Annotated in this window: 22 protein-coding genes; 11 read left to right on the top strand and 11 right to left on the bottom strand. The window is 39.6% G+C overall.

Features of this window, described 5'->3' with window-relative positions; genetic code table 11:
* The first annotated feature begins 121 nt into the window (after window positions 1–121).
* The 6 genes from EO132_RS16945 (at window position 122) to EO132_RS16920 (ending at window position 9856) form a co-directional block, all read left to right on the top strand.
* The gene (locus tag EO132_RS16945; protein WP_235856496.1) at window positions 122–3460 is read left to right on the top strand and encodes a VCBS repeat-containing protein; all 3339 of its coding nucleotides are present in this window, start codon (window positions 122–124) and stop codon (window positions 3458–3460) included.
* Between the two features lie 577 nt (window positions 3461–4037).
* On the top strand, window positions 4038–5252 hold the full coding sequence (locus tag EO132_RS16940) for a lanthionine synthetase LanC family protein (protein WP_127139002.1): 1215 nt from the start codon (window positions 4038–4040) through the stop codon (window positions 5250–5252).
* Window positions 5253–7505, top strand: coding sequence for a lantibiotic dehydratase family protein (locus tag EO132_RS16935; protein WP_127139001.1), 2253 nt, complete (start codon window positions 5253–5255; stop codon window positions 7503–7505). It abuts the gene before it with no gap.
* Window positions 7498–8400: a thiopeptide-type bacteriocin biosynthesis protein gene (locus EO132_RS16930; protein WP_127139000.1), complete on the top strand. Its 903-nt coding sequence runs from the start codon at window positions 7498–7500 to the stop codon at window positions 8398–8400. Before EO132_RS16935 ends, EO132_RS16930 begins: the two co-directional genes overlap by 8 nt.
* Before the next feature lie 49 nt (window positions 8401–8449).
* Window positions 8450–9631, top strand: a complete 1182-nt coding sequence (locus EO132_RS16925; protein WP_127138999.1) for a DUF6625 family protein — start codon at window positions 8450–8452, stop codon at window positions 9629–9631.
* A 54-nt stretch (window positions 9632–9685) separates the two neighbouring features.
* A complete protein-coding gene (locus tag EO132_RS16920) occupies window positions 9686–9856 on the top strand; it encodes a transposase (protein WP_127138998.1) in 171 nt (56 codons plus the stop codon).
* On the opposite strand, the gene EO132_RS16915 is transcribed toward EO132_RS16920, so the two are convergent.
* Window positions 9853–10683, bottom strand: coding sequence for an IS3 family transposase (locus EO132_RS16915; RefSeq protein ID WP_235856495.1), 831 nt, complete (start codon window positions 10681–10683; stop codon window positions 9853–9855). The two genes, EO132_RS16920 and EO132_RS16915, sit on opposite strands and share 4 nt — an antisense overlap.
* 20 nt (window positions 10684–10703) lie before the next feature.
* Complete coding sequence (locus EO132_RS19495; RefSeq protein ID WP_036378989.1) at window positions 10704–10970, bottom strand: transposase; 267 nt, start codon at window positions 10968–10970, stop codon at window positions 10704–10706.
* A 205-nt stretch (window positions 10971–11175) separates the two neighbouring features.
* Between EO132_RS19495 and EO132_RS16910 the strand changes: the two genes are divergently transcribed.
* A complete protein-coding gene (locus EO132_RS16910; RefSeq protein WP_127138996.1) occupies window positions 11176–11364 on the top strand; it encodes a hypothetical protein in 189 nt (62 codons plus the stop codon).
* 208 nt (window positions 11365–11572) lie between these two features.
* On the opposite strand, the gene EO132_RS16905 is transcribed toward EO132_RS16910, so the two are convergent.
* The 4 genes from EO132_RS16905 to EO132_RS16890 all read right to left on the bottom strand — a co-directional run bounded on the left by EO132_RS16905 (window position 11573) and on the right by EO132_RS16890 (window position 17455).
* A complete protein-coding gene (locus EO132_RS16905) occupies window positions 11573–12913 on the bottom strand; it encodes an HlyD family secretion protein (protein ID WP_127138995.1) in 1341 nt (446 codons plus the stop codon).
* Window positions 12903–15104 carry a peptidase domain-containing ABC transporter gene (locus EO132_RS16900; protein ID WP_127138994.1) on the bottom strand — a complete coding sequence of 734 codons (2202 nt, stop codon included), beginning with the start codon at window positions 15102–15104 and terminating at the stop codon, window positions 12903–12905. The genes EO132_RS16905 and EO132_RS16900 overlap by 11 nt, the downstream gene beginning before the upstream one ends.
* A 161-nt stretch (window positions 15105–15265) precedes the next feature.
* Window positions 15266–16555, bottom strand: coding sequence for a M20/M25/M40 family metallo-hydrolase (locus EO132_RS16895; RefSeq protein ID WP_127138993.1), 1290 nt, complete (start codon window positions 16553–16555; stop codon window positions 15266–15268).
* Window positions 16556–16576: 21 nt separating this feature from the next.
* Window positions 16577–17455: an aminotransferase class IV gene (locus tag EO132_RS16890; RefSeq protein ID WP_127138992.1), complete on the bottom strand. Its 879-nt coding sequence runs from the start codon at window positions 17453–17455 to the stop codon at window positions 16577–16579.
* 208 nt (window positions 17456–17663) lie between these two features.
* On the opposite strand from EO132_RS16890, the gene EO132_RS16885 reads away from it, so the two are divergent.
* The 4 genes from EO132_RS16885 to EO132_RS16870 are packed head-to-tail and all read left to right on the top strand — an operon-like array spanning window position 17664 to window position 20590.
* Entirely contained in the window at window positions 17664–18185 is a 522-nt protein-coding gene (locus EO132_RS16885; protein ID WP_127138991.1) for a 5' nucleotidase, NT5C type, read from the top strand.
* Between the two features lie 12 nt (window positions 18186–18197).
* Window positions 18198–18917, top strand: coding sequence for a carboxylesterase family protein (locus tag EO132_RS16880; protein WP_127138990.1), 720 nt, complete (start codon window positions 18198–18200; stop codon window positions 18915–18917).
* A gap of 6 nt (window positions 18918–18923) precedes the next feature.
* Window positions 18924–19646, top strand: coding sequence for a M15 family metallopeptidase (locus tag EO132_RS16875; RefSeq protein WP_127138989.1), 723 nt, complete (start codon window positions 18924–18926; stop codon window positions 19644–19646).
* A gap of 17 nt (window positions 19647–19663) precedes the next feature.
* The gene (locus EO132_RS16870) at window positions 19664–20590 is read left to right on the top strand and encodes an alpha/beta hydrolase (RefSeq protein ID WP_127138988.1); all 927 of its coding nucleotides are present in this window, start codon (window positions 19664–19666) and stop codon (window positions 20588–20590) included.
* Here the strand turns inward: EO132_RS16870 and EO132_RS16865 are convergent.
* From EO132_RS16865 to tsaD, 5 genes are all read right to left on the bottom strand, one after another.
* Entirely contained in the window at window positions 20587–21771 is a 1185-nt protein-coding gene (locus EO132_RS16865; protein ID WP_127138987.1) for a class I SAM-dependent methyltransferase, read from the bottom strand. The genes EO132_RS16870 and EO132_RS16865 overlap by 4 nt on opposite strands.
* Window positions 21772–21778: 7 nt before the next feature.
* Window positions 21779–22879: an AI-2E family transporter gene (locus tag EO132_RS16860; RefSeq protein ID WP_127138986.1), complete on the bottom strand. Its 1101-nt coding sequence runs from the start codon at window positions 22877–22879 to the stop codon at window positions 21779–21781.
* 3 nt (window positions 22880–22882) lie between these two features.
* Window positions 22883–23533, bottom strand: a complete 651-nt coding sequence (locus tag EO132_RS16855; protein ID WP_127138985.1) for a DUF4159 domain-containing protein — start codon at window positions 23531–23533, stop codon at window positions 22883–22885.
* A 67-nt stretch (window positions 23534–23600) separates the two neighbouring features.
* Window positions 23601–24308: a 16S rRNA (uracil(1498)-N(3))-methyltransferase gene (locus EO132_RS16850; protein WP_127138984.1), complete on the bottom strand. Its 708-nt coding sequence runs from the start codon at window positions 24306–24308 to the stop codon at window positions 23601–23603.
* 14 nt (window positions 24309–24322) lie between these two features.
* Entirely contained in the window at window positions 24323–25354 is a 1032-nt protein-coding gene (gene tsaD, locus EO132_RS16845; RefSeq protein ID WP_127138983.1) for a tRNA (adenosine(37)-N6)-threonylcarbamoyltransferase complex transferase subunit TsaD, read from the bottom strand.
* Window positions 25355–25396 lie beyond the last annotated feature (42 nt).

Raw genomic sequence — 25396 nt, 5'->3', positions numbered from 1 at the left:
ACATAGGTGTAGCTATCAGCCTTAAAAAATGAATGTGTTTCCAATTGATTATCCGTCGTTTTGCAACTTCAGGTCATTGGGATCCCATAAAAAATGGCTAACCCATAAAAACTTCAGCACAGTGACTAAAAATTATATTCTAATAGCACTAGTTTCAGTACTGGTCGTTTCCTGTTCAAAGAAAAAGGAGGATACTTTGTTCATCAAGGTTTCTTCCAACGACTCCGGTATTGCATTCAATAATAAAATCGTCGAGACCGACAGTTTCAACATCCTTACCAGTGAGTATATCTTCAACGGAGGAGGAGTGGCCGTCGGTGATTTCAACAATGACGACAAACCCGATCTTTTTTTTACAGGTAACCAGGTAACCAACAAGCTCTATCTCAATCAAGGCGATTTCAAGTTCAAGGATGTGACCAAGGCATCAGGGGTGGAGGCAGCGGATAAGTGGAAGACTGGAGCTGCGGTAATCGACATAAACAATGACTCACTTCTTGATATCTATGTTTGTGCCGCGATGTACGAGAGCCTTGAGGAAAAGGCCAATATGTTGTATATCAATCAGGGTGTGGACGATGACGGGGTTCCCATTTTCAAGGAAATGGCAAAGGAATATGGAGTAGCGGATACTGGGAACACCATGAATGCCGCTTTTATCGATTACAACAAAGACGGCCTTTTGGATCTATACGTGCTCAATAACGTGGACATACACATCTTGCCCGCAAACTATAGGGAAAAAATCACGGACGGATCATCCGAGAGCAATGATCACCTATATCGGAACAATGGCGATGGTACTTTTACCGATGTTACCATGGAAGCCGGCATAACCATTGAAGGCTATGGACTCGGTGTGGCCATTTCCGACCTGGACTATGATGGATGGCCCGATATCTATGTGAGCAATGATTATTTGAGCAATGACATTATGTACATCAATAACGGCGATGGCACCTTTACCGATAAGATCGGTGAGTTCGTGAAGCACCAAAGTAAATTCTCCATGGGCTCCGATATTGCCGATTTCAACAATGACGGTTATCTCGACATTCTGACCCTTGACATGTTGGGGGAAACAAATTCCCGCTTGAAAACCACCATCAAAGCGACCAAGTACAACGATTACTATATGAACGACAAGTATGGATACGACTATCAGTACATGCGTAACATGCTTCAAATGGGTCAAGGTCCGGATATGCCCTATAGCGAAATCGGTCTCATGGCCGGAATAGCCAAAACCGATTGGAGTTGGTCGCCCCTTTTTGTGGATGCCGACAACGATGGACGCAAGGACCTGTTGATCACCAATGGTTTTCCTAGGGATATTACCGACCTGGATTTTGGGGAGTTCAATTTCAATGTTCAGAAATACCTGAGTACCGCACAAATCCTGGACTCCATTCCAGTGGTGAAAATACCCAACTATGCCTACCGTAATGAAGGAAACGGCCAGTTCAAGGATGTTGGTGAGGAATGGGGACTCAATATCCCATCCTTTTCAAACGGTGCTGCATTTGCCGATTTGGATGGTGATGGCGACCTAGATTATGTGGTAAACAACATCAATGATGAGGCATTTGTGTTCAAAAACAACCTTGACACCAAGGAGAACGAGGACAAAAACTTTCTTAAACTGGATTTAAAGGGCCCCAAGAACAATCAGTCAGGACTTGGTACCAAGGTAGCCATACGCTTTGAGGATGGCAGTTTCCAATACTACGAACATCAAGTCAACAGGGGATATCTATCCACTGTACACAGCATGGCCCATTTCGGCTTGGGTCCACAAAAGCGGATTGAAGCACTGGAGATCGTTTGGCCGGATGGAAACTATCAGCTTGTTAAGGATGTTTCCAGCAATCAAACCGTATCCATCGATTATAAGGAGGCGGCGCCCTTAAATGGCCATGAGTTGGCATTTCCATTGGCACCGAAAAAAACAAATCCCATTTATCAAGAAGTGTCGGAGCAAGTGGGTGTCGATTTCGTACATCAAGAAGCGGATAAAGCGGATTTTTATGTACAACCGACATTGCCCCATAAACTGACCCAAAGTGGTCCACGCTTGGCCAAGGGCGATATCAATGGGGATGGTTATGAGGATTTCATTATTGGAAGTTCATCCGGATACTCGCCCATGATCTACATGCAGGACTCCCAAGGGTCCTTTACAGGTACCCCATTGTTCGAGGATGAAGCAAGTAAAAACTTTGAGGAGACCAGCATCGCTCTTTTTGATCTGGACAACGATGGCGACCTTGATATTTATATGGTCTCTGGTAGTAATGAATTTGATTTGGGGTCTCCTTTTTATCAGGATTATCTGATGGTCAATCAAGGCAAGGGCAAATTCGTGAAAGACACGGATAAGTTGCCCGAAATACAATCAAGCGGCTCAGTTGTTGAGGCCGAGGATTTTGATGGAGACGGTTATGTAGATCTATTTGTAGGAGGCCGTACGCCCTTTTCACAATACCCCAAACCGGACCATTGTTACCTGCTTAAAAACGAACAAGGTAGATTGGTCGATGTGACCGAGACCTACAACAAGGCACTTAGGACACCGGGAATGATAACCGACGCTAAATGGGCCGACCTTGACCACGACAATTTGAAGGACCTTATCCTGGTAGGGGAATTTATGCCCGTGACCATATTCATGAACAAGAAGGATTCCTTTCAGCAAATGGACCAAACAGGCATGCAGCAATTGTCCGGATGGTGGGAATGTGTCTTGGCAGAGGATTTTGATGGCGATGGCGATGTCGATTTGATAGCCGGTAACTTGGGCAAGAACAACCTGTATAACCCATCCAAAGAAAGACCGGTGACCATGTTGGCCAAGGATTTTGATAATAATGGAGCCATTGACCCTGTGATGTTTGCTTATTTCAAAAGCAATCTTGAGGATGATACCTATAGACCCTATCCCGTTAATTTTTGGGGCGACCTTATGAGCCAAAGTCCCATGTTCAGGAAAAAGTTCAATTATTTCAGGGAATTTGCCTCGACCACCAAAAGTGGATTGTTCACTCAGGAAGAGCTTGAAGGAGCCGATGAGTTGATGGCCAACCATGACCAGACCACCTATTTTGAAAATGATGGAAACGGACAGTTTACCATGGGGGAATTACCGTGGGAGACCCAATCCGCCCCCATCAAATGTATGATAACCACCAATGCAGGGGCAAATGCCGCGACCGATGTGTTGATGATTGGAAATGACTTTGGCAACGAAGCCTTTATCGGTAGGTACGATGCATTCAATGGAGGTGTACTTCTTGGGGACAACAAGGGAGGATTTGATTTCAAGAATGCAGAGGAGAGCGGATTCAAGGTCGTTGGAGATGCCAAGGACATGGTCCAGGTGGAAAGGGCCAATGGCGGAAATCCCTACATCGTGGTCACACAAAATAGGGGTAAGGCATTGGTTTTTATCAAAATGAAGTAGTTGAAATTTTAATTCTTGATAGCTGCCTTTGCAGACAGGCAGGCAAAACTCCTTTAGAATTTAACTTGAGCTGAGGATTTTTGCATATGAAGTCTTCAAAATACACAGCAAGTTGTAATTACTTTAGTTTCCATAGACTCGTAAGGTTAATTCATGACATAACAAAATATGTATTTGGAGAGCTTCTTAGCTAGAAAGGATTTATAATATAAGCACTGGTCGTGTAGCCTTCACTTAAAAAATAGTGAAGGACTCATTACCAAAGCAGGTAAACATAAAACAACAGAATTTCTTTGATATGAATGTCATATTGCGCAAGAAATCGATATTGATAGAGTTTGTAAAGACAATTCACTAATTTCTGCGAATTAGAACACAAAAACATCACTCAGTGAAAGGTTTCTTGGTAAATTTGTTGGTAAACTAACTTAACCTTGTTTCTTCATTGAAATGCCTCAATTAATATGATACACCTATTGAAACTGATCAGTAATCATATGTAAGGCCTACCATTATTCAAGTAATATTAGTATATTGAAAAAATAAAAGGTTTTGATATGAATCAATTTTGTAACATATGATTCAAGGTACTTTACTTCGACAAAAACTATGTGACATAAGTAATATTATCATTGAAAAATATACAGAAGAACCTAATATTGGGGTCTTAACAGGTGTTTCAGGAATGGCAATGTTCCAATTTTATTACTCAAAATTTTTAGATATTGATGAAAACGCTGAATTTGGGGCAGAAATGATTTCCAATTGTATCCAAAAAATCAACGAAGGATATTCTTTCCCTACGTATTGCACTGGAATCGGAGGTTTTGGTTGGGCAATTCAACATTTAAAAACAAACGGTTTTATTGATTTTGACTGTGATGACTTACTTTCTCAATTCGACGATTATCTTTATAATCAAATGATGATTGACTTTGATCATAATAATTTTGATTTTCTACACGGAGCATTGGGTTATGCCTATTATTTTTTGAGTAGGTACATAAATACTGAAAATTCATATTTACAAGAGCACTATTATGAATACTTATCAAAATCTGTTTCTAGTTTAGAAAAACTCTCTATTCCAACAAAAAATGGTTTTAGATGGGATTCGGTATTAGAGAGAAAAAAAGATAAAAGAGGTACAAATTTAGGTTTGTCCCACGGCATTCCTAGTATTTTAATCTTTTTATCAAAACTTAATAAAATAGCTGTTTTCAAAGACCAAACCGAAAAACTACTTTTCGGAGGTGTAAGTTATATACTAGGCTTAAAAAAAGAAACCGAAAAAAATATTTCTTTATTTCCTAGTTGGGTAGAAAAGAACAAAGAACTCGAATATAATAGTCGAATAGCATGGTGTTATGGAGATTTAGGAATTGGACTTTCTCTTTTACAAGCTAGTCAATCCCTTGGAGATAATACAATCGAAAACCATTCATTTAATATCTTAAGCCATACTACTTTTCGAAAGTCCCCAAAAAAGAGTTTTGTTATAGATGCAGCAATTTGTCACGGATCATATGGTAATGCTCTTATTTACCAGAATCTCTTCCATAGAAATCAATCTAAATTATATAAAGAATCAATGGATTATTGGATGAAGGATGGTATGGAAAAAGCCATTTTTAATGACGGTTATGCTGGTTATAAGCAATATAATGGTTATGAAAAAAATTGGATGCCAGAACTATCTATATTAGAAGGAGTTGCAGGTATAGGACTTACTATTATTAATTATTTATCCAAAGAAAGAAATACCTGGGATGAATGTCTTATGATAAGTTAAATGAAAAAAGAAAATAACCCTTTTAAGCATTTTTCGAAATTCGTGTTAAGAACACCTTCCTTAAACTTTAATTTTTACGAAGAGTTGACAGCTGGAAATTGTATTTCAAACGATCAACTAATAAAAGCATATAATGACCCTTTAATAAAAGAGGCTTGTTTTTTGGCCTCACCAGCATTATATTTTGAAGCTGAAAAGTGGTTGAAAGGGGGGCTAGATAAAAAAAAAGAAGAAAAAATTCAATTTTCACTATTAAAATATTTGACTCGTATGTCCACAAGGTGTACACCTTTTGGTTTATTTGCGGGTTGTAGCTTAGGCGGTTTTAATACAAATACTTCTATAATTCCCTCCACGGGGAATAATAAAAGACATACCCGCTTTGACATGAACTATTTGGTTGCACTTTCCCATGATTTATCTAAGCAGAAATCAATTCGGAAGCAATTATTTTTTGTGCTAAATTCTAGCTTATACATAAGTGGAAATCAATTACGCTACATAGAATATTATTATGTGAATAGTAGAAGGCACCACCATATTGTGGAATTGGATAATTCAGAATACTTAAGCTTAATATTAAAAAAGGCCAAGTCGGGGGTTCTATATAGTGAATTAATTTCTTCATTAATAGATGTTGGTATTTCAAATAATGATGCTGAAAATTTTATTGACGAATTATTAGATAGTCAAGTTTTAGTTAGCAATCTAGAGCCTTCTGTTTCTGGCCCAGAATTCATGGAACAGATTTTGGAAGTTCTTGGAAACTTAAAAGGGGTTGATAGAGAAATACAATTTCTTAAAAACCTCCAAAATAAGTTAAATGAAATAGATGAGTGTTTAGGAAACGCACCTCATAAGTATTTTGAAATAAGTGCATCATTAAAAGAGAAAACGACATCGTTCGAGCTTAAACATCTTTTTCAATCCGATTTAGAACTTAGGCCAAAAGAGAATTTACTTTCCTTCGACGTCGCTGAAACCTTAAAAAGAGGAATGAAGGTGTTGAATAGGTTAACTTCGCCTAAATCTGAAACTAATTTATCCAAATTCAAGAATATATTTTACGAACGCTATGAAGAACGGGAAATGCCACTAGCGAGGGTGTTGGATGTTGAAACAGGAATTGGATATATACAAGATTGGCAGGGCGGAGATTTAAACCCTTTAGTTGATGATGTATTTTTGCCTCTTGAGGAAGATTGGTATGGGAAGCGTTCTGTTGAACAGGATAATATTAATAGATTGTTAGAAAGGAAATTGATTTCTTCTAATCAAAAAGGAGAAACTAAAATTATTATATCTGACGATGATATAATAGACCTGCCAGAAAATTGGGATGATTTACCCGACACACTTTCTACAATGATTAAGATAATACGTGAAGATGGCCAGGAAAAAATAAAATTTTCAAGCATTGGCGGTTCTAGTGCTGCAAATCTTTTAGGAAGATTTTGCTACGGGGATCAAGCTTTAAAAACATTCTCTCAACATATAACAGATTTAGAGAATAAAATCAATTTTAATAAGATTCTAGCAGAAATCGTTCACTTGCCAGAAGCGCGGGTGGGTAACATTTTAATGCGTCCAGCATTTCGTCAATTTGAAATACCTTATTTGGCTAAGTCGGTTTTAGCTAAAGAAAACCAGATTCCTTTGGAAGACTTATTCATATCAGTTAGAAATGATAAAATAATCTTGCGATCAAAAAAACTCGACAAAGAAGTTGTACCTCATTTAACAAACGCACATTTTTTTTCTGCAAATGCACTTCCTATTTATCACTTCTTATGCGACATGCAAACACAAAATCTTCGGAGCAACATATATTTTAGTTACGGTTATTTAGAAGAGAATCGTAGCTTTTTACCAAGAGTTGAGTACGGCAATTTAATATTATCTGAAGCAAAGTGGAGAGTTAAAAAAGACGAAATTTTAAACCTTTTACAAATAAGGGATAATAATCTGGAACTTGGAGAAGCGGTTGAAAAATGGCGCAAAAAAATAAAACTGCCCAGATACGTCTTGTTATCTGAGGGTGATAACCAGCTCTTAATCAACTTCAATAATATAACATCGGTAAAGATGTTTTTAGATGAGGTAAAGAATAAAAATAATTTTGAATTAATAGAATTTTTGTTTTCAGAAGAATCAGTTGTAAAGTCAAATAACGGATATTACACTAATGAATTTATCGTGTCATTTTATAACAATAAAAAGTTAGCTGGGTCTAAAAAACAAACTAATGGATAATATAGTTCAACGAAGTTTTATTTTTGGAAGTGAATGGCTATACTACAAGATATATACTGGTTATAAAACAGCCGATTTAATTTTAACAGATGTCATAAAACCAATCTCGGAGGAGTTAGTTGACCAAGGTTATATTGATAAGTGGTTTTTTATCCGTTATGGAGACCCTAAACATCATTTAAGAGTGCGTTTTAGGTTAACTAACAATGATTATTTTGGGAAAATAATTAATTCAATGTATGTTAATCTGAGAGATTACAATGAACAAGAACTTATTTGGAAGGTTCAGTTAGATACTTATCATAGAGAATTAATGCGTTACGGCATGGACACTATTGAGTTTTCAGAAACCCTTTTTTATTATGATAGTAAATCAATTGTTGAGTTTCTGGATTTAATCGAAGGAGATGATGGAGAACAGTTACGCTGGTTATTCGGGCTAAGGTCTATAGACCATCTTTTGGATATTTTTGGGTATTCCCTTCAAAAAAAACTAATTTTATTGGACATCCTTAAAACAAGTTTTGGAAAAGAATTTGGAATGGCAAGACCTCTTAAAAAGCAATTGGATGATAAGTATAGAAAATTGCGTGAAGAGATTGAAACTTTTATGGTTTTTACAAAAGAAAGTAATCCTGATTATGAACCAATCTTAACTATTTTAGATAGAAAAAAGGAAAAGTTAAAACCTTTCGCTAATCAGATATTAGTTAGTCTTAATAGCGGTACAAAGGATTTGACTCAAAGCAATCTTATTTCAAGCTATATCCATATGTTAATGAACAGGTTGTTTAAATCCAAAAATCGTTTAAATGAGATGGTTAGCTACGATTTCTTGTATCGATATTATAAAACTGTCTTGGCAAAGAAAAAATATAAATTAAATTCTAAATAGATATAGTAGGTGGATTGAAATGAAAAAAATCGCACTAATCAATGTTTTTATGGGAGATTTCCCATGGTTTTTCGATTATTTCATCAAATCTTGTGAACATAACCCCACTATAGATTTTTATATCTTTTGTAATACATCATATGACGGAGAAATCCCTGAGAATGTAAGCTTGTTAAATTTGACATTGGATGAATTTAATTTGATAGCTTCTTCAAAACTTAAGTTAACAGTTTCAATTGAAGATGCATACAAATTATGTGATTTTAAGCCAGCCTATGGAGTGATTTTTTCTGAATATTTAATTGGATACGATTTTTGGGGAGTTTGTGATTTAGATATAGTCTTTGGGCAGATAAGGGAGTTCATGACAGAATCACTACTGTCAGAGTATGATGTAATTTCCGGAAGGCCAGATTTCCCAACAGGATATTTTATGTTGTTTAGAAATGAGAAAGAAGTAAACTACCTTTTTACCAAAAGCCGGGATTATAAAATGATATTTGGCAGCCAGAAACATTACTGTTTTGATGAGTGTAATTTTAAACATGATTACTTGACTGATGGTTATAGCATTTTCGATATCTCATGCGAAATAGAAAGTATGCATCATGTTTTAATTAAAGAGAAAAATAATATTAGGGTATTTTGGGATTTTTTAATTATCGAAGGTCTCCCGGGCAATTTAAAATGGGTTAACGGTCAACTAGTTTTTATGGAAAGGTATGAAACACTATTGTATCATTTTAAGTTATTTAAGAATAACATTCTTACCAAGAAAAAGAATTCTAAAGCTATACCTAAAAAATTCAAGATTTATCGATATCACATACAGAACTATTCTTACAATTTGTTTAAAATTTCTTATAATTATTTAAAATATGAGATTTTTAATCCATATTATCATTTTCTATCTCAAAGAATAGATTATTATATATCGGTTGGTCTGAATAGGAGAAATCATAATCAGTGTTCATCTGATAGTGAATTTTCTGACGGAAAAATATTTTTGAGAAAAAGTGAAGGAAAGTATACTTTTCTTGCATATAATAAAGAGTTTAGGGGTCAGCGTTTAATAATCCCTTCCATTTTTAAGACAAATACATTTTATGTAAGAGAAAAATCCTTTACGACGTATATTATATCCCATTTTTCAGAGCATAAAATCAATTTTAGAACTATTGACATAGCAGGATTTTCATATAAATTTCAATTAAAAAAAACTTTGGTTTGACTGTAGATACCCCAAAAATTAGGGCAGTAAGTTTAATCATTAAATTTACTGAATATGACACGAAGAAAATTCACCCCGAAGTTCAAGACCAAAGTGGTCCTGGAAGCCTTGAAAGAGCGGCATAGCCTTGCCGAGCTTGCCCAGAAGTACGAGATACACCCGACCCAGATCAGCGCATGGAAGCGCGATTTCTGTAACCCTCCCTTTTCTCGGACCATTGGTTAGACAACTTTTGTTTGTTCTTCCAAGCAAGCTTGCTTGGAAGAGAATTCCTTTTCATAACGTTCCGGGGTGATTCCCCCCAGGGCCTCATGCGGCCGTTTCCGGTTGTAATCCTTTATCCATTCCTCGGTCAATAAGCGTACCTGTGAAATATCCTCGAACAGATGTGCATCAAGTACATCCTGTCTGTAGGTACGGTTGAACCGTTCAATGAACCCGTTCTGCATGGGCCTTCCTTGCTGGGTGTACTGGATGTCTATCCCTTGGGCCTCGCACCATCTGGTGAAATCAAGCGCAAGGAACTCGGGCCCGTTGTCCACCCTGACCTTTTCTGGCCTACCATGTTCCCCGATGGCCCTCTTCAATACCTGTACCACGCCCATGGCAGGGAAACTGAACTCGGCCTCCACACCGATGGCCTTCCTGTTGAAGTCATCGATGATGTTGAAGGTCCTGAACCTTCTGCCGTGCACCAATGAATCGCTCATGAAGTCCATGGAACATGTCATGTTCGGACCATCGGGCAGCACCAAGGGCTCCTTGCCCCGCTTGGGCACCCTCTTTTTGGTCTTTCTCCTCAAGTTCAGGCCCAGCATCAGGTATACCCGCCTGACCCGCTTCTTGTTCCATTTATGGCCTTCCAGTCTTATCCGCTGATAGTATTTGTCCTGTCCCTCCCTTGGCTTGGCCACGGAAAGCTCCAGCAACTTGTCGATCACCTCACTGTCATCTTTCACAGAGCGGTAATAGTACATCGATTTTGGGAACGTCAATGTCCTGCAGGCCCTGGTGATGCTTACCCTGTAATATTCCCCCAGGTAGGCCACCATGTTTTTTCTTTCACCGGAGCCTACCACTTTTTTGAGAGCACGTCCTTGAGCATCTTGTTGTCAAGGGCCATGTCCGCATACATCTGCTTGAGCTTGCGGTTCTCCTCCTCAAGTTCCTTCAGGCGCTTGAGCTCGAGGCTGTCCATCCCCGAATATCGTTTCTTCCAATTGTAAAATGTGGCCTTGTGGATGCCCATCTCCCTGCAGATCTGATCCACTTTGACCCCTGATTCGTACTGCTTGATGCAGGATACGATCTGGCTCTCTGTAAACTTGGTTCTCTTCATAATATCTGACTGTTAAAATTAAACTTTTTGTCTAATTCCGACCAGTCCGATTTTTAGGGAGGGTTACATTTCGTTTTTACGAACATCCTTAATTTATCCGTACTATTTGATTTTTTATTAAAATCAATGTTAAAAAAATAAATAAAAGTCATTATTTAATGAGGGAAAATACTTATCTTGACGTGGAACTTTAAAACATATAATTATGAAAAAAAAGAAAGTGTTACTTAAATTAAACAAGAAAGTAATTTCTAAATTAACGGAATCTTCAATTAAAGGTGGAACCTATGGTAGCAATACACCATCTGCTGGAGGAAGTTGTCTTTGTGGTGGTAGTCACACTTGTGGGGGTCTTCAAGTTTGTTATACGCCTTCTGAAACTAAATGTTGTTAATATGGGATATGCTTGAATTAAGAAATGTTATTTAATAGCCCTTCATTTTAGATTTTATTTGGAGGGCTTTTGATTTTTATGCTATCATTAAAGGAAAGAAAATGGAATTAATAAATTGTTAGCAACTAAAATGTTCCGATAGTTATCTGATTCATTATCATTTTTAAAAATGTCAAAATAATTATAACTTGTTCTAAATAGGGAGCTTTTAGGAGTTGTCATTAAATACTTTTCTTAGCTGATAAAAAATTCTTTGTAATATTGTTAGTTCCTCCACTATTATCTCCGCAGTACCCTGCATCTCTTGTTTAAAGTCAATGTGTTTTTGATATGAAGTAGTTAAGCTGTTTAGTTTAATGTATAACGTGTAAAAAGCTTCTTCAGCATCCTGATTAGGAACTTGTGATATATTTTGAATTTCCCCTTCTAAACTTCCCCATTCTTCAAAGGGATAGTTAGCTAATTTAACTATTACTTTTTGGCCTATCTTTACCTTACCTGAATTTCGAATTGGTAGTTTAACCCTACCAATTATTTCGTCTAGGTTATTGGGTATTACAGTAAAGAGAGTTTCACCTGCGTTAACGTTCTGGTTTTGGTTCCAAATATCAAATAAGGTGACTTTCCCTGCTATCGGGCTTTTAATCAGAAAATGACGTTCCCATGATGAAAGTTCATTGTTTAAAATTTGATAAGCTTTATCTAATTGCTGTTTATAGTTGTTTTTAAACTCAGTACCCTGAATATTGGATTTGGTCAATAGATTGTTAAAATTGGCAATAGCAATCTGAGTGTTTGATATACCCTTTAAGAAATTCTGATATTGTTGTTTGTCTGAGAGATATTCTCGAGCAGCATTTTCATACTCCGCTTTTGAAATGACACCTTTTTCATATAAGGAGACATAACGGTCATAACTACTTTTGGAAAGTTTCAAATCTTCTTTAAAGATGTTCAATTGTCTTTGCTGCTTGTCTAAAAAGGATTTTTGTTCCCTAAGTTGATTGTCAATCAATGCTGATTCTCTTTCAGTTGGTGATAATGTTAAGAATAGGATGTAGTTTTGATATTGGGTCAAAAATTCACCATAAGCGATTTGTATAGTGCCTAAATCTAAATAGGGTGGAAAGACGTATTGCAATGAATCTAAGTCTAAAATTTTTGCATTGAAAGCGTTAATTTTATCTCTTAAATAGATAACATCCTCTAACTTTGCTGTATTTTCAATTTCGGCAAGTATTTCATTTGCCTTAACTTGTTGATTCGCTTCCACAAAAATATGGGTAAGTCTACCAGAGGTTTTCGATTTAAGGTATACGGGAGGATTTTTGCTGGTTATGGTAATCTCTGCAGGAATAATGTCATTATAACTTATGAGGGCAGATCCAAAAATTAACAAAAGTACAATAATAAAGACTACTGTAATACCAGACCGAACCACCCAACTAGGGGCTTTGCCTAAAATCTCATTTACTTGGTCGGAACGTTCGTCTAGCAGGTTGATTTTTTGTTTTATATCGTTTTGGTAATCTGTCATTTTAGCTACCAAGTTCTAATTGATTTTTTACTAAATTATAATATAGACCTTTCTTTTTTGTTAATTCTAAGTGATTCCCACTTTCTGCAATCTTACCATTGTCCAAAAAAATAATTTGGTCTGCATTTTTTACGGTGCTCAATCGGTGTGCCACCACCACCACAGTCTTTCCTTTATAAAATTTTTCTAATTTATCCATAATAATTTTTTCGTTACTGGCGTCCAATGCGCTGGTAGCCTCATCAAAGAATATGTAATCTGGGTTTTTATAAACAGATCTTGCGATTAAAATTCGTTGTTTTTGTCCTCCACTAATGTTGGCGCCACTACTGCCAATTTTAGTATTGAACCCCAAAGGCAATTGTTCAATGAAATTTTCGATATTGGCAACACCCACAGCATTTAAAAGTCTAGTTTTATCAACAAGACTTTCTGAATCTGATTCGGTAATGTTCCTGGTAATAGTGTCTCCAAACAGAAATCCATCCTGCATTACGCTGCCACAATTTTTTCTCCAAAAGTTAGTCCCTATATTCCTTAAATTGATTTTTCCAATCAGAATATCACCTTTGGTCGGCTCATAAAATTTCAACAACAGTTTGATAAGTGTTGTTTTACCACTTCCACTGGCACCTACAATAGCTGTTACTTTTCCTTCAGGTATTGTTAAGTTAATCTTGTTCAACACTTTTGGAGAACTTTTACCGCCGTAACGAAAGGTCAGATTCCTTATATTAATATCTTTACTCTCAGGAAAATCATTGGTAATATTATCGTCTAATAGTTCCTCATCATCTTTAGAATGTATCTCGGCTAGTCTTTCCAGGCTTATTTTAGCATCCTGACCCGTTTGAATAAAAGTGATTAGGTTATTTATAGGAAGATTTAACTGCCCTATGATGTATTGTACTGAAAGCATCATACCCAAGGTAAGGCTTCCTTCAATTACCGATTTAGCAGCTATAAATGTGATTAAGATATTTTTGAGTTCGTTAAAAAACTGCCCTCCAGTATTTTGTGCCTGTGACAAGGTCAAACTCTTTATTGAAACCTTAAACAATTTTACCTGTATGGCTTCCCACTCCCAACGCCGTCTTCGTTCCGAGCCGTTCAATTTTATTTCCTGCATACCAGAAATCAATTGATAAATACTACTTTGATTATCTGCCGCTTGATCAAAACGTTTATAATCAAGCTCTTCCCTTTTCTTTAAGAACAAAAGAGTCCATCCAATATAAACAAAGGATCCAATAAAAAATATAGCAAAAATTGAAAGATTATAATATGCCAGTACAAACCCAAATACAATTAAGTTAAAAGCAGAGAATAGAGTGTTTAAAGTAGTGTTTGATAAAAACTCCTGAATTCTGTCATGATCATAAATTCTTTGAATAATGTCCCCTGTATTTTTCGAATCAAAGAAGGCGATTGGCAAACGCATTAACTTCATTAAAAAATCGGAGATTAAATTAATATTAATTCTGCTTGTCATGTGTAATAGAATCCAACCACGTATAAGATTAACTGTTGTTTGAGATATAAATAAAGTAAGCTGGGCGATTAGAATTAAATAAATAAAGTTTAAATTCTGATAATTTATACCATAATCTACTACAGCTTGGGTTAAAAACGGAAATATCAATTGCAATAGGCTTCCAACAAATAATCCCAAAAAAAGTTGAATTATATACTTTTTATAGGGCTTAAAGTACCATAGAAGGAATTTGAAACCATATTTGTGTTTATTCTCTATTTCATTTTCATAAAATTTGGGAGTAGGCTCTAATAAAAGCAGGAAGCCCTCAGAAATCTCATTGGTATTTTTGCCTATCCAGCCTTGTAGAAATTCATCTCTTGAATATTCTATCAAACCATGTGCGGGGTCAGCAACATAAACTATATCTTTTTTTATTGCGTATACCACTATAAAATGTCGTTGCCGCCAATGAGCAATGCAAGGAAGAGGGACTTCTTCTACTACGGTTTTAAAGTCCAGACTAACTGCCAAAGTATGATAACCAATTGACTCTGCAGCTTCTGCAATATCACCTATTGAAACTCCTTCACGGGTAATATTTGATTTTTTCCTTAAATAATCAACAGAATAGGATTTTCCATGATGTTTTGCAACCATACGCAAACAGGTTGGGCCGCAATCCATTTGATCTAATTGACGATAAAAAGGGAATGATTTATATGGCATGCTTAAATATAAAACTATTAAGCATAGAGTTATAATTTTGGTATTTGTTAATTACCTTATTCATTTTATTAGGTTATATATTGATTATAAAAAATTTTTCAAATTTTAAATTGAAATGGCGTCATTGGAAATGACAAGTTAAAAAAATAAAATTCTTTGTCTTATTTGACTAAACCTGTTTGAGCCAATGTTATCAATAGTGCCAATTGTATGGATTCATCACTTTCCTCATCGTTCAAGTACCATTCGTGCAGGGAGTGGGCGCCACCACCTTTTCCGCCCCTGCCGATGCAAACAGCGGGAATTCCTTTGGCAACGGGAATATTGATGTTGGTCGAACCCCGTCCCAGTCTGGGCGTTGCACCAAAAAGCTTGGTCGCAGCCATGGTTCTTTGAATCAAGGGGAGGGAAGCGGGTAATTCCCCTGATGGTCTATCACCGATTTTAATGAGTTCATAAGTAACCTCGCCACGCACTCCACTGGCATTGTATTCCGTTATGGCCTTTTCCACGGATTCCTTGAAAATGATTTCAATTTCATCGAGGTTTTTGGGTTCGATGGCACGCATATCCACTTCCATCCAAGATTCAAACGGAATCGAGTTTACAGAAGTACCCCCACCGATTCTACCGACATTGAAACTGGTTTTTGGCATAGTGCTGGAAGTGTATTCCCAAGCCGCATCAGAAAAAACGGTAATGGCCCTGCCAAGAGCATGGTGCGGATTCGCCAATCCAAAGGAACCCCATGAGTGCCCGCCCTGTCCTTTAATGTGCAATTTGTATCGTTTGGAACCCAATCCAGCATTGCTAATACGGCCCAGACTACCACCATCTATGGCGATCCAGGAATCAATATCCAATCCGGATTCGTTGAACATGTACTTCATGCCGCGTAGGTCACCGAGACCTTCTTCGCCCACCGTACCAACGAACAAGATGTCTTTTTCGGTCTTTATCCCGGATTTGTTCATGGCCTTGAGCATACTGATGACCATTGCCAAACCTCGGGTGTCGTCCCCGATGCCAGGAGCTTTTAGGGTGTCTCCGACTTTTTTGACGGTCACATCCGTTCCTTCTGGAAAAACAACGTCCAAGTGGGCATCCACGCCTACATAGCCGGATTCGCCTGAGGTGCCTTTTCGCAACCCGATAACATTTCCCACCTTATCTGTCCAGATACTGTCAACCCCAGCTTCTTCAAGCATCTTGGCAAACACTTTGCCTCTTTCCTCTTCCATGAACGGAGGAGCTAAAATCTCTGTCAAGGTAATAAGGTCGGCCGTGGTTTGATCCATTTGTGCCTTAATCTGGGCAAACGCTTCCTTGACCTGTTTTTTTTGAGCCAAACGCGCTACTTCTTTAGCATATTTTTTTTGAATTTCTTGGGCAGTTATGGAACTGGAAAAAACGCCCAAAACCAAAAAGATGCTGAATGTGATTTTTTTCATGATTTCATCATTTCTTCATATTTACAATGTCGATTGTGCGGAGTCCACTGTTCTTAGCTCAGCGAAGGCTTCCTGTAATTTTTGGGTTACCTTCCCCAGGTTATCATTGGTGTAAAAAGTATGTTCGCCCAATTGCGCTATGGAAGCCACTTGGGTCGTAGTGCCCGTGAAAAACGCCTCATCCATATCCTTGACATCGTTTTCTGCCACGGGTTTTTCAATCACAGGGATTTCCAGGTTCTTGCAAAGTTGGAGCACAATCTGCCTACTGATACCGTTCAAAATATGCTCATTGGCAGGATGTGTGATCACGGTCCCGTTTTTCACAAAGAAGATGTTGGTATGTGAACCTTCTGCAATCACTCCATTTCGCACCAGGGCAGCTTCATCCGTATGTGCCTCCATCGCCGATTCATTCGTCATGATATTGCCGAGCAGTGAAATGGATTTAATGTCACATCGATGCCACCTGAAATCGGGTTCCAGAATGGCTTTCATGTGTTTTGGATTGATCGCAGGCAGTGTATACGGAAGGGCGTACATCATTACGGTGGCGGGCACCCCTTTGGGGTAGGAGTGTTTTCTGGGAGCTGTTCCACGAGTGACCTGCATATAGACCAAACAGGAATCATTTGTGAGATTGGACGATTCTAGAAGTGTATGCAGCTGGTCATCGATTTCGTTTACGTCATAATGGATACCGATTTTATCCAGGTTCTCTTGTAATCTATCAAGATGTGCTTTTTTGTAAAAAATGCCATTTTCCAATTGTACCATGACTTCATAAATGCCGTCGCCGAACAAAAATCCGCGATCAAAAACCGAGATTTGGGCATCTTCTGCCGACACTATTTCGCCGTTTAAATAGACTTTTTCAGGAAAGTTTCCTTTAGGGAGCATGTAAGGTTGGTTTTGAGTGATTCTTCCTGTGAAGGTAATTTTTATTTATATAAATAAAAATTCAGCCATTGTGTTTAGAAAATACGTTGGTTGATTTTGTGAAATTTCATAAAAACAAAGCGCCTTTTTATGGAATCCATGACAGTAGTCCATACATTTATTTTAATCTTTGAAGAGTTTTATCGTACTTCACAAAAAAAGAGAATACATGACCATTTTTGTAGATATGGATGAGGTAATTGCCGATGCCTATCATGCCCACATAGATATTTATAATCAAGAGTACAATGCCGAGATAAAAGTAGATGAATGCTATGGCAAAGAGTTTTGGCAATGTGTTCCCGAAGCGCATCAACAGTCCATAAAAGATCATACCAGACGTGATGGTTTTTTCCAAAATTTAAAGATCATTCCCGATAGTCAAGAAGTGCTTGAGGCGTTGAGCAAGAAGCACGATGTGTACATTGCCTCCGCAGCCATGGAATTTCCACAGTCCCTACGGGAAAAATCGGATTGGTTGGATGAGTTTTTTCCCTTTATCCCATGGCAAAATCGAATCCTATGTGGTAACAAGCATGTATTGAAAGGCGATGTTCTTATTGATGATCGAAGCAAAAACCTTGGGCCTTTTGAAGGCAGGTCCATTATGTTTACATCACCGCACAATACCCAAGTGACCCTTTTCGAAAGGGCCGATACCTGGAGGGATATAGCGGACAAACTTTTGTAACTTGTAGCCACAATGCAAAAGAAATTATTCAACCTTTTTTTACTGGGCACTACACTTGTGCTTCAGGCCTGTGCCGCACAATCCCATTTGGTGCAGGACGAATTGGAGACGGTAACCAAGGAAAACCTAAAATACTATTTGTATTATCCCGAAGATTATTTTGATTCCGATGATGATTTTGGTTTGTTGCTCTTTCTTCATGGTGGAGGGGAATCCGGGAGAAATGTGGAAGAAATCAAAGATACCGGGCCACCCAAAATGTTAGCTGAAGGCAAGCATTTTCCATTTTTGATATTGGCCCCTCAAAACCCCCATGCAAAAAAATGGTGGAATACCGATGCAGTGGTTAAATTATTGGATTCCGTGGTCGATGCCAACCGTGTGGACAAAAAAAGGATCTATTTGACCGGATTGAGCAGGGGAGGTAGCGCATCGTGGGAGTTGGCCACACAATATCCTGAAAAGTTCGCTGCTATGGCCGTTGTGTGTGGGATGACGCCCTTACCCTATGCCCATTGGATGGATAAGGCTATGCCCATTTGGGTTTTTCATGGGGATCAGGACGATGTGATCGATGTGGAGGAATCCGATAAAATGGTCGAAAAATTACGGGAAATGGGGCACGATGTGCGCTATACCAGATACAAAGGCGTGGGGCACAATGCCTGGGACAGGGCCTATACCACAGATTCCCTCTACACTTGGATCGCCAAACAAAAACGCATAAATTAAATTCAGATGAAATACCCAATTGTTGTATTGATTGTCATTTTGACGCTAAGTTGCCGACAAAAGCCCAAAACCGACCGAAAAGAATCTGCTCAAGAAGCAGAGATGGTAGTTGTGGATTCTATTGCAGAAGGCATTGAAAAGGAAGAAGCACCAAGTTTGAAAACCTTTGAAGGGCTGGCCGACACCACTTTTGTACGATTGGCGGATTTCAGTGAGGATTTTGCCTACGATATGCGGTATGCCACCGAGAACAATTTTTTAAAAGCCAAGGTCTATGATTGTGCCGAATGCTACACCCGAGTGAAAACGGCAAAGGCCTTGATCGAGGCCAATAAGGACTTTTTGGAGAAGGGCGTAAAAATCAAGTTTTTCGATTGTTACCGCCCCAACTCCGTTCAATACAAAATGTGGGAAATCGTTCCCAATCCCCAATATGTGGCGAACCCTGACAAAGGTTCCATCCACAACAAGGGGGGTGCCGTGGATATTACCTTAGTGGATATGGAAGGCAACCAACTGGATATGGGTACCGATTTTGATTACTTCGGAAAAAGGGCCTATCACGATAATATGGATTTGCCCCAAGAGATATTGGACAACCGAACATTACTGAAGGAGACCATGGAGGCCCATGGTTTTTGGTCCATCAGGACGGAATGGTGGCATTATAACCTCTCTGAGGCCTCCAATGACCCTGTGGCCAATTTTAAATGGGAATGCAACGACTGAGCTAAAAATCAAACAGCATGAAAAAACATAAAAAATTAACGCTACTGCTTATATTGTTCTCCATGGGAATGTCAGCTCAAGATACCATTATATCACTATGGCCCAAATCCATACCGAACCAAGTGGAATCTCCTGAAAAGGAAGTAGTGGAACATACCGAGGATGGAATCATATGGATCACCAATGTGCAAATACCAACTTTGGAGGTATATCTGCCCGCAAAACGGAACGCCAATGGCAAGGCCGTGGTCATTTTCCCCGGAGGTGGTTACCACGGGTTGGCTTATGATTGGGAGGGTACGGAAATCGCGAAGGCACTCAACGCAAAAGGAGTCGCGGGCATTGTGGTAAAGTATCGCCTGCCGTGGTCCAAATCCATTACCGAAGGTAAGAACGTGGTGCCCTTGCAAGATGCCCAACGCGCCATTAGATTGGTAAAGTCCAAGGCAGCGGATTGGAATATTTCCGAAAGCAAGATCGGAATCATGGGGTTTTCAGCTGGAGGCCACTTGGCATCCACTTTGGGAACCCATTACAATGAGAAGGTATACAAAAAACAAGACGAAGCCGATGATCTGTCCGCACGACCCGATTTTATGGCGTTGATCTATCCCGTGATAACTTTGGGGGTGCCCAGCACCCATACCGGATCCAGGGTTTCCTTGGTGGGGGAGGACCCGACCGTTGAAGAGGTCGATTACCTGTCCAACCAAAAGCATGTGGATGATAAAACACCCCCTACCTTTTTGTTACATGCCATGGACGATGAAACAGTGCCCGTTGAGAATACCACCATGTTTTTTGATGCTCTGAGAGCACACAAGGTGCCCACGACCATGCACATTTATCCCACAGGGGGACATGGATTTTCCTTGGCCCTGCATGATGAAAAACTGAAAAACTGGATAAATCTCCTTTTTGATTGGTTGGGGAACTTGGACTAATCCATTGCTTTTTTGCAGTCCAAGAGCCATAACGAATCACCGGTGGTCTTTGTGAAAAAGAGGTAACGATCGCCGCCATCCTTGATTTTGTGCCTTTTGCGAAGCTCGGCAACCGACATGGGGAAGTTCCTTGTTGTGATGTTCGCTTTAGATATCCCCATTGACTTAAAAGACTTTTTGGAATAGGGGAGTGATCGCTCAATGTAAAACCGCCTTCCGGGAAACTCAATCAATTTATCGGATGTGTACAAGTGGGAATGGGGGTGCAGCTTTTTTAAACCAAAGGTACTCGCCACCGACTTAAAGCCACCGGACTTCAAAATGGCCGCATTGGGCTCATACAAATAGGAGGAAGGTGCTCCAAAATGGGTTTGGACTTCCTGCTCATCCCCCAGTTCAAAATCGAAGGAATTGATTTGTTCTTGATATAGATCGGCGGTTTTTATTTCGATGCTTCCCCTGTATCCTTTTTCCAAAACAAAGAGGAGTTCCTTTACTTCATTGTGGACGGCCACAACATGAACCTCTTTTATAAAATCCAATTCCCCGATTCCTTTTTTTATATCAAAAAGCGGAGAGGTTTTTACAAGAATTTTTTCTGTTTTATCAAAAAGTAAGGGAAGGTGTTCAGGCAGATTTGGGAGACAATCCTCCAATAAAAATACCTTGCCCTTTTTATCATTTCTTCGGGATGGGTCCACATAGATCCAATCGAATTTCGTTGTTGTTTTTTTTAAAAATGACAGCCCATCTTCTGCATGGCATTCCATATTTTTTTGCCCGAAAACCTTGAAATTATGACGGGCAATATCACTCAATTCCGGATTGATTTCACAATGCAGTACCCTATCGATTTTTTTGGAAAAAAAATAACTGTCAACACCAAATCCCCCCGTGAGGTCAACCAAAGATCTCCCGCTCACGATTCCAGCTTTGTAGGTCGCTGTGATTTCCGAACTGGTCTGTTCGATGTTGCGTTTGTTGGGGTAATAAATTTTGGGTGTGTTGAACCAAGTAGGAAGCTTGTCCTGGCACTTTTTCTTCGCTTCAATCTGCTCGGCCAACTCTTTTTGGGAAATTCCTTCAAAAATAGGTCTCGCAAGCAAAACTGCCATGATGTCAGATGATAAATTATCAAGAATAAAGTCTTGTGAACCAGTATTTAGTATTAGTTTATTCAAAGTGAAACTATAAGTTTTTGGTCAATTTTTTCACAAATGAATATTCTGCTAAAAATTCCTTTAAAATAACTTTTATGGCGGTGTATCCCGGTACGGCAACTACCATTCCGATGACCCCGAAAAGTAATCCGGCTATGATGATGATCAGGAAGATTTCCAAGGGGTGCGACTTGACACTGGTGGAAAAAATAAAGGGTTGTGAAAAGAAATTGTCGATCAATTGACCTATGGTCAAACCGATTAGAACATACATGGCCTTGGGTAAAACGACCGTACTGAAATCCGCTCCCAGTGAGCTTGTCATGGTCAGGGTGATCATGATCACTCCACCTATGATCGGACCTATGTATGGAATGATATTGAACAGGGCACAAAGGAATGCGATCACAATGGCATTTTCGACCCCGACGATCAACAAGGCAATGGTGTAGATCACAAAGAGAATGAATAGCTGAAGCAAAATTCCAGCAAAGTATCTTGAGAGCAGGTTGTTGATCTTGTCTATGGATTTGACCAAGTTGCTTTCCTTGTCATTGGGCACAAAGGTCAAGATACCGTTTTGCATTAATTTACTGTCCTTTAAAAAGAAAAAGGAAATGAACAGCACGGAAAAAAGTCCGATACTGAAATTGCTCAATGCATTGACAAAGGAATTCAGAAAGTTTGGGATAAAACGCAAATCCAATCCTTGTAGCACATTTTCCTCGATATGGGATTCGTTCAACAAGGTGTTGAAACTCCCAGTGGAGGCACCGAAATAATCCAGGGTTTGCAAGTAAAGTGTATTCAAGTCCCCTTTAAGGGCCTCGATGTCCAGCAGGGACAGGTTTTTACTCTGCTCGGCCACCAATGGGATGAAAAGGGCTAGAATCCCCAGGAAAATGGACAGCATGAATACCATGGTGGCCACAACTGCCAAGGTGTTGGGGAATTTGAGCCTTTTACGTAAAAACAATACTATGGGCCTGCCCAGCAAGGCCAATACCGCTGCAATGGCCAAATAGGCCAGGACGGATTGGATTTTATAGAAGAACCAACCCAATACCACGACCCCTGTGATAATGGCCACGGCCCTTAATATTCCGTTGGCAATTGTTTTTGCATTCATAACTTAACTTTTAAAAGCATATTCCACGATATTGGCCCCCATTTGCAAGGCCTTTGTCCTGACCTCTTGTGGGTCGTTGTGTACGCTAGGGTCTTCCCAGCCGTCCCCAAGGTCGCATTCGAAGGTATACAGTAAAACCAGCCTGCCTTGTTCAAATATGCCAAAGGCCTGTGGGCGTTTGCCATCGTGTTCATGGATTTTGGGCAGTCCGTCCGGAAAGTTGAATTTTTGTGAAAATATGGGATGGTCGGCACCTAGTTCCTCCAATGGTTTATCGGGGAAAATCTTTTCCAGTTCCCTTCGTAGGTAGGGTTCCATGCCGTAGTTGTCATCAATATGGAGAAAACCGCCAGACAACAGATAGGTTCTCAGGTTCTGTACCTCTTCATCAGTGAAGAAGACATTGCCATGCCCAGTCATGTGCAAAAAAGGATATTTAAAGAGAGATACACTTCCCGCTTCTACGGTTTCAGGTTCTGGATCGATTTTGGTCTCAATGTTGTCATTGCAAAATTGAATCAGGTTCGGAAGTGCCGTAGGATTGGAATACCAGTCGCCACCACCACCATATTTGAGTATGGCAATCTGCTGGGCCTGTGTGACCGTTACTGCGAAGAACAGTAGTAAGCAAAGAAAGTGATTGCGTTGTTTCATGCAAAAGTGGTTAACCAACCCCTCAAAAATAGGACATTACTTTGTAACCAATGGGGGGTAGTCCCTTTTAGTTGTTGATAATCGCCACCGTGGTACAGGCAACAATGGCAGCTGTCTCGGTTCGTAGTCGATTCCTTCCCAAGGAAACGGGTATGTATCCTTTTTCCTTCGAGGTATCTATTTCCTTTTTGGAGAAATCTCCCTCCGGGCCGATTAAAATAGTAACATCATTATCAGCGATTACTTTGCGCTTCAACTCCATCTTCTCACCATTTTGGCAATGGGCAATGAACCTGAAGCCTATGGAAGTATCGGATTCTAAAAACTCCTGACAGGAAATGGGTGGGTTGAGTTTGGGTAAAAACGTCTGCAAGGATTGTTTCATGGCAGACTGTAATACGCGTTCCATGCGCTCCAGTTTGATGGTTTTTCGCTCGGAGTGATCGCAAATGATGGGAGTGATCTCATCCACCCCTATTTCCGTGGCCTTTTCCAAGAACCACTCATAACGGTCGTTCATTTTGGTGGGGGCGACCACCATGTGAAGCTTGTACCTTCTGGGTATGGATTTGGTTTGTGAAATGATACGTGCTTTGCACCTTTTTTGGTCAGGCTCCAAAATCTCGGCCTCGAACAAATAACCTTTGCCATTGGTAATGCGCACAATATCCCCTTCGGATTTTCGGAGTACCCGGGCAATGTGTTTGCTTTCATCCGGCGGAAAAACAAATTGCTTGGCACTGTGATCCAATTTGGCATTGTAGAAAAGCTGCATACGTAAAGTTTATATTAATGGGCACCGATGGCGTAACGAGCCTTGGCGGCTATGCTTTGGTCCGTGAACTTGCCTTTTTCAAATTTAAGGTAACCCACGATTCCGATCATGGCCGCGTTGTCCGTGCAATACTCAAATTTAGGAATAAAGGTTTGCCAGCCCAACTTTTCTTCAGCTTCCTTGAGCCTGGCGCGGATTCCGGAATTGGCCGCAACCCCTCCACCAATGGCTATTTGCTTGATGCCCGTCTGTTCTACGGCCAATTGTAACTTGTCCATCAAAATCTCCAGAATCGTATGCTGCACCGAAGCACAGATATCGTTCATGTGCTCTGGGACAAAATCGGGGTTCTTTTGGGTCTCTCGCTGTAAAAAGTAAAGAATACTGGTCTTGAGTCCGCTAAAACTAAAATTGAGTCCATCCACTTTTGGTTTGGGGAATGGAAACGCTTCGGGATTACCGAGCTTCGCATATTTGTCGATCAATGGTCCGCCGGGATAGGGAAGCCCCATCAATTTGGCACTTTTGTCAAAGGCTTCGCCCACGGCATCGTCCAAAGTTTCACCCAAGACCTCCATGGTAAAGTAATCGGTTACCTTCACAATTTGTGTATGCCCACCGCTAATGGTCATTCCCAAAAACGGAAATGTGGGTGCGGTCTGGTTTTCATCTTCGATAAAATGGGCCAGGATGTGGGCCTCCATGTGGTTGACCTCGATCAAAGGTATGTCCAGCCCCAATGCCAGTGACTTGGCAAATGAGGTGCCCACCAGCAGAGAGCCCATAAGTCCAGGGCCCCTGGTAAAGGCTATGGCGGATAGTTGTTTTTTGTCGATATTTGCCTTTGCCAAGGCTTGGTGTACCACGGGAACAATATTTTGTTGGTGTGCCCTTGAGGCAAGCTCTGGCACAACACCTCCATATTGCTTGTGGATTTCTTGGGTAGCTACCACATTGCTCAGTACTTTTGTACCGCAAAGAACGGCAGCAGAGGTATCATCGCAGGATGATTCGATCGCAAGAATGTATTTTTTTGGATTTTCCACAGGTTTTGGAACAAAAATTGGTCGTCAAAGGTAAAACATAAA

The organism is Flagellimonas oceanensis, from assembly GCF_003992595.1.
GTDB lineage: Bacteria > Bacteroidota > Bacteroidia > Flavobacteriales > Flavobacteriaceae > Flagellimonas > Flagellimonas oceanensis.
Note: the sequence above shows the minus strand (reverse complement) of the source record. Positions and strands in the feature narration are given on the sequence as shown.